The organism is Streptococcus constellatus subsp. constellatus (genome assembly GCF_023167545.1).
Lineage (GTDB): Bacteria > Bacillota > Bacilli > Lactobacillales > Streptococcaceae > Streptococcus > Streptococcus constellatus.
Map to the genome: position 1 here is coordinate 1120228 of NZ_AP014647.1, position 15229 is coordinate 1135456.

Here is a 15229-nt window from a genome sequence, read left to right on the forward strand (position 1 = left end):
TTGATTGTTTTTTCAATATATAAATATAGATATAAAAATGGAATATATGATAAATTACAAATCCCAAAAACAATTCTTTGATCTACATACTATTTCTAAAAATTGTAACGCTATCATAACTCCTCCTAATCATTTAATTCATTTAATGCACCATCCTTCTGCACTTTCTTTAATATCAATAAATCTTTTGTAAGTACCATCCTGAGCAACTAATTCTCTATGAGTGCCTTGCTGAACCACTCTGCCGTTATCAATAACTAATATTTGATCTGAGTCTTGTATTGTTGCTAACCTATGAGCAATTACAATGACCGTTTTACCTTTCGTTAGAGAGCTTATTGCTTTTTGAATCAAATGCTCATTTTCAGGATCAATACTTGCTGTTGCTTCATCAAGAATTACAATAGGTGCGTCCTTTAGAATAGCTCTTGCTATTGAAATACGCTGTTTTTCACCTCCAGATAATGTTGCTCCCGCATCTCCTATAATAGTGTCATATCCATTAGGTAATTTTGAAATAAAGTCATGACAATGTGCTTTTTTTGATGCTTCTATAATTTCTTCATCATTTGCACTCGGATTACCGAATAATATATTATTTTTTATACTATCATTAAATAAATATACTTTTTGAAATACCATTGATATGTTCTTTAATAAACTATCACAGGTTATATCTTTTATATTATGACCTCCAATAGTGATTGACCCACTATTTACATCATAAAATCGTGCTATCAAATTACAAATAGTTGTCTTTCCACTACCAGATGGACCTACAATAGCAGTCGTACTACCTTCGTAAATGTCAAAAGATATATTATTTAATATCTGCTTTTTATCATACGAAAAACAAACATCAGAAAATTTTATATCATAATGATTTAAATCAACCTCTTTACCATTCTCATCTATAATCTCCGCATTTTCTATCTTGGACAATTTATCTAATGTTTTATTCACAACTTCTATAACATGAATTGCGTTACTCAAAGGCTCTATTTGACTAAACATCACAAATGAAAACATATCCATCATTACCATTATGTCAAAATCCATTTTACCAACATATGTTAAATACGCACTTACTGCCACTATTCCAATAGATGCCGCTTTAAGAATAAATTGATGCAAGCAATTATACGGACAGTTTTCTATTTCAATTCTAATATTGAGATCCTTATGATTTTTATATGCTGTTTCAATCCCTTTAATTGATACTCCTTCTTGTTTAAATGCTTTTATTGTTTGCATACCCCTTAAAAACTCAATTGTATTTTCCACGATGTCATCTTGAGCTTTCTGATGCAAACTCGCATTTCTATCACTAATTTTAGCTGCAATATATAAGAATATCGCAGATAAAACTACTCCAACCAACGAAACAACTCCTGCTAATGGGCAATAAAATAGCAAAAACAAGATCATCACGAAAACTGTAATATATCCATTAACAACAGTATTAATCATATTCATAGATAACATTTCAATAAAAGAAAGGTCTGTTGTAACTGCAGAAGAAATTTCGCCCATATTATTGCTATTAAAGAATCCAAGAGAAACTCGCTTCAAAATATTTCCTAATCGAATACGCTGCTTTGCAGTAGCTTCACAACCTACACTTTCTTGTGAACACGCCCTTAAATAAGAAAATACAAATCTCCCACCTACCACAATAATCATTAAAATGCTTATATATAATATCTGCTTATAATCAATTTGTTGAACACCATTGTAATCATTCCAAATTAATTTCAATCCGTATGCAGCAAGAATTATTGGCATTGATGTGAAAATACTATTTATAAAAGCATATACAAACCCTATATAGATACGCTTTTTAAAATTTCCAGTCCAATTTATAAGCCTTTTTATCATTCTGAACATTACAACTCCTCCTTCCCGTTTGAATTTGCAGACCAATTTTTTGCCCCAATATGTGCAAGCCACATATTTTTATAAAGATTATTAGTATCTAATAATTCCTCATGCTTTCCATCCGCCTGAATTTCTCCACTATTTATGACAAAAATTCTGTCTGCATTTTTAATAGTAGAAAGCCTATGAGCTATTACCAACAATAGCTTTCCTTTCGATAATGCACCTAAAGATTGTTGTAACTTGCTTTCATTCTCAGGATCTGTAAATGCAGTAGCTTCATCCAATATAACAATTGGAGAATTTTTTAAAATCATTCTTGCGATAGAAATCCTCTGTTTTTCTCCACCAGATAATTTATTTCCTGCATTTCCCACAATTGTGTCATATCCGTCTTCTAATGTTTGAATAAATTCATCGCAGCAAGCTAATTTTGCTGCTTGGAAAACTTCATCATCTGTTGCTTCCGGATTCCCTAATCTAATATTTTCTTTAACAGAACAGTTAAATAGATATGTGTCTTGTGTAACAAAGCTGATTAATTCATTTAACTTTGAAATAGGTATATCTTTAATATCCTTTCCACCAATATAAATATTTCCTTCTGTGGTATCCCAAAATCTTGCTATTAATCTCGCTATTGTCGTTTTTCCACTACCAGATGGTCCAACTAAAGCTATGAATTGTTTGTTTTCAAAGATACAATTTATTTTAGATAACACTTTGTTCGCCATATTTCCATCATATGAGAAAGAAACATTTTGAAGTTTGATATTATAGTCTGTTATTTCAGTATCTTGTTTTGAATTACTCAATACTGGTATTTGAAGTAATTTATCTACATCATGTAAAGCATATTCTATTGCTTTTGCTTCATTTATATAATTAGTAAAATTCATCATAGGTCCCACTACTCCCAATGATAAAATTAAAGAAATAACTAAATTCTGTGGGGAGATTTCTCCGTTCAAATAGAGTATCAATCCTACTGGTAACACACCCAAAAATGTAGATGGAAGTACTGCGTTACCAAAATTCATATATTTCCAAACACCCTTATACCACGCCAGTGTTGAGTCTCTGAAGGTTTCTATAGCTTCTACAAATCGTTTATATGAATTGGTTGATTGATTAAAAGCCTTAATTACTTCAATACCTTCTACATATTCAACAATTACTCCGTTAACATAATTGCTTGTTTCCATGTATTTTGCATATTCCTCATTAAAATTTCTCATCATAAGCATATACGCTGTTCCTGCAATTGGGACTGTAATTAACATGGAAATCGCCATTCTCCAATCTATAAACACCAAATAAGCAAACACACTTATAGAAAGAGTTATATTCGATATACATTCAGGAATCACATGGGCTAATGGCAACTCAATTGTTTCTACTCTATCAACTATTACACTTTTTAGTTTTCCGACAGATTCCCCTAATACATATCCTAAAGGAGCATCAATTAACTTTTTAGCCAAACTCAGCCTTATGTTTTCAAGTATTTTATATGCAGAAAAATGAGACAATGTTGTTGAAATACCATGAAATAAATATCTAACTCCATATCCCAAAACAGCTATAATACAGTAATATAAAATTTGATTTAAGATTATATTTTTATTTACAAACAAAGTAATAATCTTGTATATACACCAATATGGCACTATTCCAGCGGATACTCCTATAATGGCAAAAATTACCGATAAAATTATTCTCCATTTGCATTGCGATGCAAACGAAAAAGCTATTGAAATCCAACTTTTTTGTTTCATAGTTTTTAACCTCCTAAAAAAATAGAACTGTCAATTCTATTGACAATTCTATTTTAAAAAATATTCTATTTTATTTCTCCTCTAAACAGTGTGTACTCACTCTGTTTGGATAACTGTTTTTCTATATTCTGTCGGAGTTTTTCCTATAACACTCTTGAACGCTTCAGTAAATTTACTGCTATTTGTATATCCAACCTTGCCAGCAATAACGATAATAGAATCATCTGTTTTTATCAACAATGTCGAGGCTATATTCATCCTATAATTTCTAATAAATTGATAAATAGGCTCTCCATAAACTGCTTTAAAACATTTCTTTAATGTAGACAACGGAATATCATATTTTTGTGATAATTCTTCCATCGTAAAATGCTCTTCAATATTATTTGTTATAAACTCTTTAATATCTTTTACTTTTTCAATCTGCGATTTGTAAAAATATTGATTTTTATAATTCCCATTTTTATTTTCTACTACTCTCAAGAGCATCAACAGTTCAATTACTTTCAATTTTAAATAATCATATTTTAACAGTTCCGGAATTTTATAAAGTTCTTCAAAAATATGATTAATAATCACATCCTCATGTATAACAAAAGGTACATACTTTGATAAAAATGTTTCCTTAATTCTATTAATATCTATTGAAAAATTTAACAATAATGTATTCAAATTTTCATCCATTTCATCAGGAGAAAAAGTGATTGTTATCCCATGATAATGTTTTGTTGGAAAGCTACAATATCTATATTTGGAATCAAGTTTTTCAAGCAACACATCACCAGCACCTAAATACAAATATTCTCCAGATGAAACTTCCGCTTCTATCCTACCTTCAATACAATAGTGTATACTAAAAGAATTACTGTCCCTTATAACTCTATCTGGTCCTTTTTCAATATGAAAGTTATTATACATTACTGAAATTCCTGGGCAAACACTATAATATAATACAGTTCCATCTTCTCCATCAACTCCCATTTTATATGTAGAGCAAGTGTTGCTTCGAGTTAACAATTCCATACTTTCTTCAATCATTTTCGTATTTAACATTTTTAAGGACTCACTTCCTCTCTTATAAAATATTTTTTTATTTTCTTTATACCTTCTCCATCTAAAAAATAACTATCTTTAACTTTGCCATCCTCTAAGTGTAAAATATAATCACAAGAACTTAATAGCATCTCATAATCATGAGTTATCAAAAAAATAGACTTACCTCTACTTTTAAGTTTCTTTAATTCATCAGCAACCATTCTCATGTGAAATAAGTCTAATCCACTTGTAGGTTCATCAAGAATAATAAAATCCCTACTTGAAACTAACGCACTCGCTATTGCAATTCTTTGTTTTTCCCCTCCAGACAATGACATCGGATGCTTATTTTTAAGTGAATATAGATTTAATTCTTTTAGTATATTATACAACTTATTTTTATCTTTTTGTGTCATGGACAACAACATTTCATCTTCAACACTTTCAGTAAATAGTTGGTGATTAACATCTTGCATAACTAAAAAACACAATTTAAATTTCTTCTTTTTGTAGTATAATCTACCCCCATAAGAAATTACACTTTTATCATTTTTACTTATTCCACACAAGCAATCAGCAAATGTTGATTTTCCTGCACCATTATGACCAATGATGCCAATAATCCTATTTTGTGGTAACTTTATCTCTCCTATTTTTAGTATGTACCCACCTTTCTGATAACTATATATTACATCAGAAATTGTAAATTGGCTTTCACATTTAACTTCATTGCTCAAACAAAATGGAAAAGTATTTAAATCCAAAGGTCTTAATCCAGCTTTGCATTTATCTTTTTCCATGAATTTATTGAATTCTTCTTCCGTGTATTCACCATAGATATTTCCATCTTTCAAATGAATTACTCTATCTATTAAGCCTTTGAGATAATATATTCTATGTTCAGAAATTACTACTGTTTTGCCTTGTTCTTTCCATAATTTAATTAATTTTCTAAGTTCCATAGTTGCTGAAATATCTAAATTAGATGAAGGTTCATCTAATACAATTATTTCTTGCCCACTTACAAAAACACAAGAACATGCTATTTTTTGCTTTTCTCCTCCTGATAAGTTAAATATATTTCTCCCCATTAAGTTTTCAATACTTAATTCATTACTTACTTTTAGTATTCTATCTTCAATTTCTTTTTCAGGTAATCCAAAATTCTCCAAACAAAATGCCAATTCACTTGTAGTATCAATTGTGAAAAATTGAGTTTTAGGATTTTGAAATACACTTCCTACATATTTCGCTGTTTCATATAACGGGATTTTACTAACTTCAACTCCATTTATACACACAGTACCATTAAGTTCCCCATTATAATAATTGGGAATCAAGCCATTAATTAATTTAGTTAAAGTAGTCTTTCCGCTACCCGAAGTTCCGCAAACCAAAGCTATCTGACCTGACTTAATTTTTATGTTTATATTTTGAATGGAGTATTTTTTTTGTTCTGCATATCTAAATGATACATTTTTAAATTCAATCATATTTCGCTCCTAAAAAAATATAAAAACAACCCAACATAAGCTCGCAAGTAAAAGCAGAAAATAATCTATTTTTTTTAGTCCGATTTTGCAAATATTAGTTCTTTTAATCGGAGATCCTAACCCTCTTGTCAAAGCTGATGCAGATAATTCCTCACCAATTTTTGTTACAGATATTAGCAAAGGAACTAATCTATACTCAATCATTTCTATTGGACTCTTCCTTATTGTTACACCTTTTATTTTCATGGCATTTTGTATAGAAATATATTCTTCTTTTACTGTTGGAAAAAATCTAAATACTACCGAAAATGGAATAATGATTTTATATGACACTTTAAGTTTTTCCATAGCTGCGATAAATTCACTAACAGAAGTGGTACTGATTAAATAGTAACCCATAATAAATCCCGGCAATATATTTGTATATATCCCTACTGTTGCTAATACCAAAAAACTCAAAAATCCTGTCGTATAAGGTAAAACAACAAAATTTAATGCAAATATAATCAAATACAATATCAAAAATCTTATAGCTGCTTTACCTTTTTTAGAAATAAATAATGCAATAAAGGGCAGAACCATTAAAAGATGCCGCAAATAAAACATAGCACCATGACTGCTTCCAGTAGCCATGATGCTCGTTACAGTTACCATAAGAAAAATTTTTGTGCGTGGATCTATTGTAATATATGATGGTTTATATCTAACTACTGTTTCTTCTATCATTACACTATTCCTGCTTTTTTAAGATGCTTTTTTAGAATACTCTTTCCTAATAGCGAACCTAAATATGCTCCTATAAAACTAATAATAAACAGCACAGGAATAATCCAATATGGCGTATACATACGCAACGATTCTGCATATACTTTACCATACCCTTCAGCTATCTTAGCCAAATATGCTTCTCTTCCAATAAACAATCTTGCAACACATCCAACTATCCAAAAAGAAAATACGCTATATCCAATAGAAATATATTTCCATTGTTCATATTTACCTTTTTTTATTATCAAATCTCCTAAAAATCCAAAGATAATCCCAAAAGCGAGGACAACTATGCCACCACCCATTAGCATATAAAGAAGACCTAATAATATTCCTGTTATTGAAATTACACCAAACTTCTTGACCTTAACTATATAGAATATGCTTGGTATACCACAAACTAATGGGCATAAAAAAAACTAATAGTAAATTAAATATCGGAATATATCCTAACATTGAAACAGCAAATTCAATCATAAAATACACTACTGTAAAAATTCCAATATTGATCAAGTCCTTTGCTTCAAGTTTATTTTGTTTCTCCATATATCTCACCTCGTCCATATAATATTGATTAGCTGATACTAACTTTAATCATGATAGCATTTATCATTTTTTCTTTCCGCCCCAAAAAGCCCTATGTCGCTCTGAATGGTTTGCTTTTTATAAAACAAACCATTCCTAAAAGATTTATAAAAGCTACTACTTGTGATATAATCATAATAATAATTTGCTTAATGCTTGTTTTACAAACTATTCTTTTATATCTTTTGTAGCAAGCACAGTAAGTGTACGGACACTTACGGAAAATTTGATGAAGCAGCCCTTTGGGATCTGCTTCTTTTTTTATCAATTTTTGACTTGTTAGGGAGAACCCTAAGACCCCGAAATACATCTAAAGGAGGAATTACCTATGGCAAATAGAATACGAAATGAAAGACTTGAAATTAAATTGACCGAAGAAGAAAAGACTCTTTTTGAAGAGAAACGAAAACTTGCGAAGTGCAGAAATATGAGCCATTTTATCCGCAAATGCGTTTTAGAAAAGGAAATATATCAAGTAGATTTAGAACCTTTCAGAGATTTACAAGGCTTGCTTTCCAATGCTACAAACAACATCAATCAGATTGCAAAGCGAGTTAATTCAACAGGCATAATCTATAAAGAGGACATCAATGACATAAAAAAAGAGATTGAACATTTCTCAAAAGAGCTATGGCAAATTCATTCGCTGCTGCTCAACAGGACTTCGGGAGGTGATTAGTTTTTATGGCTATTACAAAAATACATCCAATAAAATCGACTCTTAATCTTGCTATCGACTACATTGTAAATGGAGATAAAACAGATGAGCAGATTTTAGTCAGCACTCATAAATGCCATCAAGAAACTGCCCATACACAATTTTTAAGGACACGAAATGATGCAGGAACAAAGGGAAATGTTCTTGCAAGGCATCTTATTCAATCCTTTTTACCGGGAGAAACTACGCCTGAAATAGCACACCAGATCGGCATGGAGCTGTGTAAAAAGATATTAAAAAATGAGTATGAATTTGTCTTATCTACTCACATAGACAAAGGACATATTCACAATCACATCATCTTCAATAATGTAAATATGGTAACGGGTAGATGCTACCAATCCAACAAGAAAAGCTATCATCAAATCAGGTATCAAAGCGATAAGCTATGCAAAGAAAACAACCTATCTGTCATTGATGAGTTTTACGAAAATTATAAGAAAAAATACAAGACTAACGGTAAATCTTGGTATGAGAATGAACAGGCAAAGCGTGGTACTTCTTGGAAAAGTAGACTTCAATTTGACATTGACAGAATGATTAAACAGTCTAAGGATTGGGACGATTTTCTAAAGACAATGGCTGATCTTGGCTATGAAATTAAGTATGGCAAACACATTGCTTTTAAACCGAAAGATAAGCCGAGATTTACAAGATCTAAAACAATCGGAGAAGATTATACTGAAGAAAGGTTAAAAGAACGCATTGCAGAAATATCGTCTATTAAAACCCCTGCCGTCAAAAAACGCATTGGCAATGTTATTGATATGAACACAAATGTTAAAGTAAAAGAAAGCAAAGGCTATGAATATTGGGCAACCAAACATAACCTTAATACAATGGCTGAGTCTGTTATCTTCCTCAGAGAACAAGGTATTAAATCCGTTAAGCAACTTGATGAGTACATCCAAAAAGCAGCCGACGAAAGGCAAAATTTACAGGATAAAATCAAGGTTATTGATAAGGAAATGCTGTTGCTTTCTGCCACTATGGAACAAGTTAATACCGTTAAAAAATACAGGGCATACTACAAGGAATATAAGGCAAATTCGTCTGATAAGTCATTTTTTGAAGAGTACAAAGCTCAGATTACCCTATATGAAAATGCCCTTTCAGAACTCAAAAAATCCTATTCCATGCTCCCAGATTCAAAGGATATTTTATCTAAACTTGATAAATTACAAGAAAAAAAGAATACCCTAATGCAAGAGTATTCTTCCTCAAAATCTATTATGAACGAACTTTACAAGATACGAAAAAATTACGGAATTTATATGGGTAAGGAGATGGAGAGATAACCATCTTTTTTACCCTTTTTACTTTTATATTGACAATATTCTATTGGAATTATATTCAATATTTTTCAATATTTCTATTAAATCACACTCTCTAACTTTAGCTATTTCAATTGCTATATCATGCAAAATAGATTCTGGGTACATGTTTTTGGTACTCTCTGTAAAAGGAGCATCCGTTTCCAATACTATTTTTGATAATGGAACATCTTTGACTATTTTTTTACCTTGGATAGTCGATATCATATCAGAATTAATGGAAATATATAAATTATCATTACCAGCCATTGCATCTAATAATCTTTTTTTACTACCCGTGTACCAATGTAAAATATATATACAGCTACTCTTTTTCAAGAAATCAAAAATAATATCATCCGCTTTCCGTGAGTGGATTGATATTATCTTTTCCCCCAACTTATTACACTCAAAAATAATCCTCTTAAATATTTCCTTTTGTTTATTTATGTGAATTTCATCTTTTATAGTTTTATCAAGCCCCACTTCACCGATAAATTTTGCTCTTTTTATATATTTCAAAAATTTTTCCATTTCATTCGGATAATCTACAACCAACTGTGGATGATAACCCAAAGAGATTATCATTGACTCTTCGCCACCAAATAAATCTTCATATCTTTTATATAGCTGTGGAAGATTTGTCATTGCGATAACGCTAAAATTATTATATTTGGCTTTTTTTAATAGATTAAAATTATCATTATATAAATCTGGATGGCAATGAAAATCTATCAACTTAATCATCTCCTATAACCTCCGAAAAAAACATTTTAATTTCGTCAATTCCTCGGCAATACATACTTGCAATTTCATTTAAATTTTCATCTATGATACCAGATTTTTGAATTTCCATAATCGCCCCGTCACTTTTAAACGTTTCTATTTTTTTTAAAAAGGCATTTTTATTTAATCTTGCTGCTTCTGTTTTTGTCAATTTAAAATCCCTTACTTCTGTTTTATCTTTAGTAAATCCTCTTAATAAAGCTGCTCTTCTTATTATACAAGGTATACATGAACCACAATGCATTGTTTTACTTTCTTTGTCATACCTACCTACGTCAGGATGAGAGCATGACATAGTTTTGGTATAGTTATTTTTTAAAAGTTCTATATTCTTACACTCAAGCACCATATCTCCCTTTGTCTTAAGTTGATAAGGGTTAATTATTGTTAAGTTTAATCCCATTTCTTTTACTAATTTTTTTAATAATTTCATATAATATGGATGTGTTGTTCTCGTACTACTACTGCCAAACCTAGCACCAGTTAAAGGAATATTTAAAGAAATAAAACCATTTTCAGGGATATACATTTGAGTATCTATATTAAATGCAGAAGCAAGTGCGATTGCATGTGAAAAAAACATAAATGAACGTGTTCGAGTAGTGTCTTCCACACCATTTTTACATGAAGCATAAAATTGTATATAATCTGAATCCTCCAATTCATATTCCGTTTTTAAACTTTGAAAAACCAAATCTTGATATTCCTTTGTTCCTTTTCCACCACCATAATGACTCACAAAAAGGACTTTATTATTTCTTTTTTCTAATAAGTCTATAGCCCCAATATATGAATCTAATCCTCCTGATAACATGCAGACTGTATCATAGGATTTTGCTCTAGCTTTTTTATATTTATTTCTTTCATAAAAATCTCTTTCATCTAATATTTCTTTTTTTCTAAATGAAAACTTCCAATCATCTCCACTTAAAAAACTAATCATAGTATGCAATAGAGTTTTTCTTTCATCCCAAAATACAACATCTGAAACAGGAATGTTGAGTTCAATACTTCTTGACCAATTATCAGGTTGTTCGGCTCTTAAAACTTTTCTGTCCATCGCAAAAACAAATATAGAAATATAAAGTAAATCTATTGCTAAACTTGAAAATTCGCTATCAAACTTCATATGTTTATCCCAAAATTGAAAGCCTACATCTGATCTACACTTTATATCAATATGCTCATCATATCCTTCTGGAAGATATTTTTTTCTATCATTACTACAGAATACCTTCATTATTATCCCTCCATTATTTTTAAACAACTTTTCACTACATCATCACACAAATCTTTCGAAAAGGTCTTATCCTTATTGCGTTTAAAAGATTCTTCCACACTAGCTTTAATATACTCCTTCATATCTTCTTCGACTCTGATCAACACATTTTGATCGTTTCCATATTTTTCAAACGAATATCCAAAATCCACAAGCATTTGTTGCCAAATTAAATCAGCAACAAAATATTGCATAAGTACAATTGATGTCGCTTGATCTACTCTATCATTATCTATATTTAATTCCATTAACTTTTCCAGGGTGTTAGCTGTAGCTGTTCTTATTGCAACATCGCTCTTTGACACAGCAGAATCTTCTACATAATTAACCAATTTTGACATAGCTTCAGGCAAAGAATAATTATTTAACGACAACCCTATATCAGCAAGAGTTTTAGATATTCCCTGTTTTGTAAATGAACCTAATATATTTCCAATCTTTAATGTAGCATTTATACTCTTGCTTGAATTTGATATTATTCTATTAGTACCGCCAGATGCTTTTATATAGTTTCTCACAATACTTCTAGGCGAGCCTACCTTACCAGCAGAAGATATGTATTTACTCATGGATGTCTTTGCTGAAGTCCAATTTATATTATTTTCTTTTTCCTGAATATTTTTATTTTCATCATTAATTTGATTAGCTGCATTACTATCATTTTCATCAGTCAATTCATCACTTGTATTAAAATCATTCGGTAATAATGCATTACCTACTTTTCCTTTAAATGAACTTGATGTTCCCATTTCAACCTCCCTAATGTTTTTTTAGTTTTAAATTGTCATTCTCCCATGTAGAAATTAATTTGTTTATTTCATCTTCATTTATAGCTTTTAATCCATCTATATGAACTATCATAGCTATATTAATACTATCAGCAGGAATCAATTTCAATTTGCTTAATACAGTTCCAAAACATTCTCTTTTATTTAATGCTATTTCCACAAGTCCTTTAATTACATTAATATTTTTCTTTGCACTTTCTGTTATAAACGCATTATATAATTCATCAACCATCAGATTACATTCAACGATAGAAATATTTTTTATTTCGGAACTTGCACGAGTAATGAGAATATCGTGTTCACCCATATAAGCATCAATTATCTTTCTTGCAGGTTCAGAAAGTTTAATGTTTGAAGAATAATTAAATACATCATTAGTGCCTCTTGATAGATAAAAGTATGGCTCTAAATTTTCCTCTTTTATACTGGGTTCTTCTTTCATCCATCGCTCAAACCATTCGTCATCCCACTTCTTTTCAAAATTACTTTTATTATTTTTTGTTTTCGATTCTTTTTTAGATACTTGCCCTTCATGTTCTTCATCATCTGTTTTGTACAGACTTAGACACATATTCAAGTTTCCTTTACCATATAATTCAATAAAGTCAGCAAATATATTTGGCTTAACATATTGAAGCATCATCATTTTCACAAGCACTTTTTCATCAATTTCTATTTTTTTTAACTTTGCGACCTTCTTCCTCATTTCAAATTCATTTAGAAAACGCTTAAATTGTCTTGGATTGCCATTTAATCCGCTATTTAATAGGTATGATATCTTTCTTGATAAACTATAAAAATTTGAAATATCATTAGAGTTGGTAAATTCTGCTACTTTAGCTGGAAGCTCAAATCTTGATGTATTTGCTCTAAATTGATTAATACAATCATTTTTTAAAGATTGAAAATCTTCCTTTGATAAAAACTTTGAACAAAATAAAAACGTTAAATACATCTCTGTTTCTGGTACTGTCATTGTAGGAATTCGTATAGGATATTGAATTATTTTTTCTAAATACTCTTTACCAATATTAATTTTATGTTCTGTTTCAAAAATACTATCAGAATACTTTTGACGAATTGCATATGCTATCTGTCTTTCATCAGCACCAAATACAAAAGCAACTTTCCCAGTAAATAAAAATAATCTCATAGCTTCAAATATTTCTAAAATAGTATCTGGTAAGCACCTATCCATTTCATCAACATAAATCACTACTCTAGAAATGTCACTGTCTTCTATCAGTTTGCCAAAGTCATTCCTAAAATTTGCTACATCATTTCTTAATGACTCATGAGATACAATTGCCTCGTATCTATTTTTTATTCCTTCAATACTTTCAACTATGTCCTCACTTGTATTCTCTGCTACTCCAACAAAATTTAATGGATTTAGTATCGATGAAATTATTGTGGAAGAATTTTTTATTAATGCAGTAGACAATTCAAAAACACTAATACTTTTTCTTAAATGTTTAAATTTATCTTTCAATGTTTCTTTATTTTTTATTCTTTCTTCTATTTGATCTAATATGCAATTAATTACAGTATTTTTAGCATCTCCATAATCCTCAAACAACCATGCATTAAAGTTTATTATCAGAGCAGCATTATCTTTCTTGCATAGTTCTTCTTGGCTGATTGACATAATGCTTGATTTTCCACTACCCCAATCACCATAAACACCTATACTCGCAGGAAGTAAACTATCATCTATCACTATCTCATTAACCAATTCCGCAATATACTCAAAATCTATATAATCTATATTTGATTCACTGTCTTTCCACATTTTATTACCTTTCCTCTATACATTCCATTATATCTTCAATATCACAATCCAAAGCATTGCAAATTCTAAGCAAAACATCCGTAGTTACATTTTGTCCGTTCTTCATTTTGTAAAATGTACTTTTACTTACTTTTGCCTTTTCCATCAATTCATTATTTGTCATATCTAAATCAATGAGTTTTTTGAACAATCTTTTATAACTAAAAAACCTCATTCTTATCCTCCGTTCAAGAAAACTATATTCATTACATTATACCATAAAATATACTTTTTTCATAAATATATTCTCTTTAATCGAACTCACACAAATAAAAAAAGAGACGGTGCAGCCCTAAGACCACACCGACCATAAATTTATCTCTCAGCTTCTTTGTTTGCTTCTTTCTTTTCCTTTGGCTTTTCCTTATCTTCAGCTTGATATTTCTTGATAGCTCCAAGTACAGATTCTTTCTTTACCTCCTGTCCTTTCATTTGTTCCTTTGCCTTTAAGAGCTTTGAAGAAAGTATCCTGACATTACTATGCTCCTTGCCGTTATCATCAATGGAAGTTCTGATTTGTCCAAAGAGCTTAACAAAATCTCCCTGCTTAAAGTCCTTTGGAATATAACTTTTTTCTCCATAAGCGGAACAATTATGATATAGCTTGTTACCTTCATCATCTTTGGATACTACGGAAAAATTCGCTACCTTGAAGGCTTCTCCGTTTTTGTTTTCTCTCTCAACAACATCTACCTTACCGACAACATTTCCAACGATATTTATAAGGTTATCTTTCTCTTCCTGAACATAAGCCAGGTCTTTTATCTGCCCCTGTTCTCTTAAATCTTCGATCATGTAGTCAAATTCCTCATGCAGCAAATTAACGGTGTCATTGTCCATATAAGCGTCATAAAGCTTGTTTAAAGCACTTTCATCATTGATACCTTTTTCCATGCTTATAATCGCCTTCACAAAGTCTTTATGGTTATCATTTACCATATCTTCAATCCTATACCTTATTGTTTTGTAATCCATGT

The 15229-nt window shown here is 30.3% G+C and carries 14 protein-coding genes and 1 pseudogene; 2 read left to right on the forward strand and 13 right to left on the reverse strand.

Translation table 11 applies throughout. The features are described 5' to 3' along the window. Positions 1-138: 138 nt before the first annotated feature. From SCSC_RS05530 to SCSC_RS09470, 7 genes and pseudogenes are all read right to left on the reverse strand, one after another. A complete protein-coding gene (locus SCSC_RS05530; protein ID WP_006270455.1) occupies positions 139-1887 on the reverse strand; it encodes an ABC transporter ATP-binding protein in 1749 nt (582 codons plus the stop codon). After that, positions 1887-3656: an ABC transporter ATP-binding protein gene (locus SCSC_RS05535; protein ID WP_006270438.1), complete on the reverse strand. Its 1770-nt coding sequence runs from the start codon at positions 3654-3656 to the stop codon at positions 1887-1889. The genes SCSC_RS05530 and SCSC_RS05535 overlap by 1 nt, the downstream gene beginning before the upstream one ends. Before the next feature lie 96 nt (positions 3657-3752). Continuing rightward, entirely contained in the window at positions 3753-4709 is a 957-nt protein-coding gene (locus SCSC_RS05540) for a helix-turn-helix domain-containing protein (RefSeq protein WP_006270430.1), read from the reverse strand. 2 nt (positions 4710-4711) lie between these two features. After that, complete coding sequence (locus SCSC_RS05545) at positions 4712-6184, reverse strand: ABC transporter ATP-binding protein (protein WP_006270441.1); 1473 nt, start codon at positions 6182-6184, stop codon at positions 4712-4714. Positions 6185-6193: 9 nt separating this feature from the next. After that, complete coding sequence (locus SCSC_RS05550) at positions 6194-6910, reverse strand: energy-coupling factor transporter transmembrane component T (RefSeq protein ID WP_006270439.1); 717 nt, start codon at positions 6908-6910, stop codon at positions 6194-6196. Continuing rightward, positions 6910-7347, reverse strand: a pseudogene (locus SCSC_RS05555) (MptD family putative ECF transporter S component); the annotation flags it as partial. The gene SCSC_RS05550 and the pseudogene SCSC_RS05555, both read right to left, overlap by 1 nt. Next, complete coding sequence (locus SCSC_RS09470) at positions 7319-7516, reverse strand: MptD family putative ECF transporter S component (protein ID WP_306302101.1); 198 nt, start codon at positions 7514-7516, stop codon at positions 7319-7321. The gene SCSC_RS09470 and the pseudogene SCSC_RS05555, both read right to left, overlap by 29 nt. A gap of 349 nt (positions 7517-7865) precedes the next feature. Between SCSC_RS09470 and SCSC_RS05560 the strand changes: the two genes are divergently transcribed. Beyond that, positions 7866-8216 (forward strand): plasmid mobilization protein, encoded by a 351-nt coding sequence (locus SCSC_RS05560; RefSeq protein WP_006270454.1) that lies wholly within the window; start codon positions 7866-7868, stop codon positions 8214-8216. 5 nt (positions 8217-8221) lie between these two features. Then, complete coding sequence (locus tag SCSC_RS05565) at positions 8222-9553, forward strand: relaxase/mobilization nuclease domain-containing protein (protein ID WP_006270436.1); 1332 nt, start codon at positions 8222-8224, stop codon at positions 9551-9553. A gap of 24 nt (positions 9554-9577) precedes the next feature. Here SCSC_RS05565 and SCSC_RS05570 read toward each other — a convergent pair whose 3' ends face one another. From SCSC_RS05570 to SCSC_RS05595, 6 genes are all read right to left on the reverse strand, one after another. Further along, positions 9578-10315 carry a TatD family hydrolase gene (locus SCSC_RS05570; protein ID WP_006270449.1) on the reverse strand — a complete coding sequence of 246 codons (738 nt, stop codon included), beginning with the start codon at positions 10313-10315 and terminating at the stop codon, positions 9578-9580. Then, the gene (gene qatC, locus SCSC_RS05575) at positions 10308-11594 is read right to left on the reverse strand and encodes a Qat anti-phage system QueC-like protein QatC (RefSeq protein ID WP_006270448.1); all 1287 of its coding nucleotides are present in this window, start codon (positions 11592-11594) and stop codon (positions 10308-10310) included. Before qatC ends, SCSC_RS05570 begins: the two co-directional genes overlap by 8 nt. Positions 11595-11596: 2 nt before the next feature. Continuing rightward, a complete protein-coding gene (locus SCSC_RS05580) occupies positions 11597-12382 on the reverse strand; it encodes a Qat anti-phage system associated protein QatB (RefSeq protein ID WP_006270445.1) in 786 nt (261 codons plus the stop codon). A gap of 10 nt (positions 12383-12392) precedes the next feature. Beyond that, a complete protein-coding gene (locus SCSC_RS05585; RefSeq protein ID WP_006270453.1) occupies positions 12393-14213 on the reverse strand; it encodes a KAP family P-loop NTPase fold protein in 1821 nt (606 codons plus the stop codon). 4 nt (positions 14214-14217) lie between these two features. Next, positions 14218-14427, reverse strand: a complete 210-nt coding sequence (locus SCSC_RS05590) for a helix-turn-helix domain-containing protein (RefSeq protein WP_006270432.1) — start codon at positions 14425-14427, stop codon at positions 14218-14220. A 140-nt stretch (positions 14428-14567) separates the two neighbouring features. After that, a complete protein-coding gene (locus SCSC_RS05595) occupies positions 14568-15227 on the reverse strand; it encodes a hypothetical protein (protein WP_006270421.1) in 660 nt (219 codons plus the stop codon). Positions 15228-15229: the final 2 nt, after the last annotated feature.

Bases quoted from the DNA above. Each gene is read 5' to 3' on its own strand.
- SCSC_RS05530 (WP_006270455.1), bottom strand. From the start codon at position 1,887: ATGTTCAGAATGATAAAAAGGCTTATAAATTGGACTGGAAATTTTAAA.
- SCSC_RS05535 (WP_006270438.1), bottom strand. From the start codon at position 3,656: ATGAAACAAAAAAGTTGGATTTCAATAGCTTTTTCGTTTGCATCGCAA.
- SCSC_RS05540 (WP_006270430.1), bottom strand. From the start codon at position 4,709: ATGTTAAATACGAAAATGATTGAAGAAAGTATGGAATTGTTAACTCGA.
- SCSC_RS05545 (WP_006270441.1), bottom strand. From the start codon at position 6,184: ATGATTGAATTTAAAAATGTATCATTTAGATATGCAGAACAAAAAAAA.
- SCSC_RS05550 (WP_006270439.1), bottom strand. From the start codon at position 6,910: ATGATAGAAGAAACAGTAGTTAGATATAAACCATCATATATTACAATA.
- SCSC_RS09470 (WP_306302101.1), bottom strand. From the start codon at position 7,516: ATGGACGAGGTGAGATATATGGAGAAACAAAATAAACTTGAAGCAAAG.
- SCSC_RS05560 (WP_006270454.1), top strand. From the start codon at position 7,866: ATGGCAAATAGAATACGAAATGAAAGACTTGAAATTAAATTGACCGAA.
- SCSC_RS05565 (WP_006270436.1), top strand. From the start codon at position 8,222: ATGGCTATTACAAAAATACATCCAATAAAATCGACTCTTAATCTTGCT.
- SCSC_RS05570 (WP_006270449.1), bottom strand. From the start codon at position 10,315: ATGATTAAGTTGATAGATTTTCATTGCCATCCAGATTTATATAATGAT.
- qatC (WP_006270448.1), bottom strand. From the start codon at position 11,594: ATGAAGGTATTCTGTAGTAATGATAGAAAAAAATATCTTCCAGAAGGA.
- SCSC_RS05580 (WP_006270445.1), bottom strand. From the start codon at position 12,382: ATGGGAACATCAAGTTCATTTAAAGGAAAAGTAGGTAATGCATTATTA.
- SCSC_RS05585 (WP_006270453.1), bottom strand. From the start codon at position 14,213: ATGTGGAAAGACAGTGAATCAAATATAGATTATATAGATTTTGAGTAT.
- SCSC_RS05590 (WP_006270432.1), bottom strand. From the start codon at position 14,427: ATGAGGTTTTTTAGTTATAAAAGATTGTTCAAAAAACTCATTGATTTA.
- SCSC_RS05595 (WP_006270421.1), bottom strand. From the start codon at position 15,227: ATGGATTACAAAACAATAAGGTATAGGATTGAAGATATGGTAAATGAT.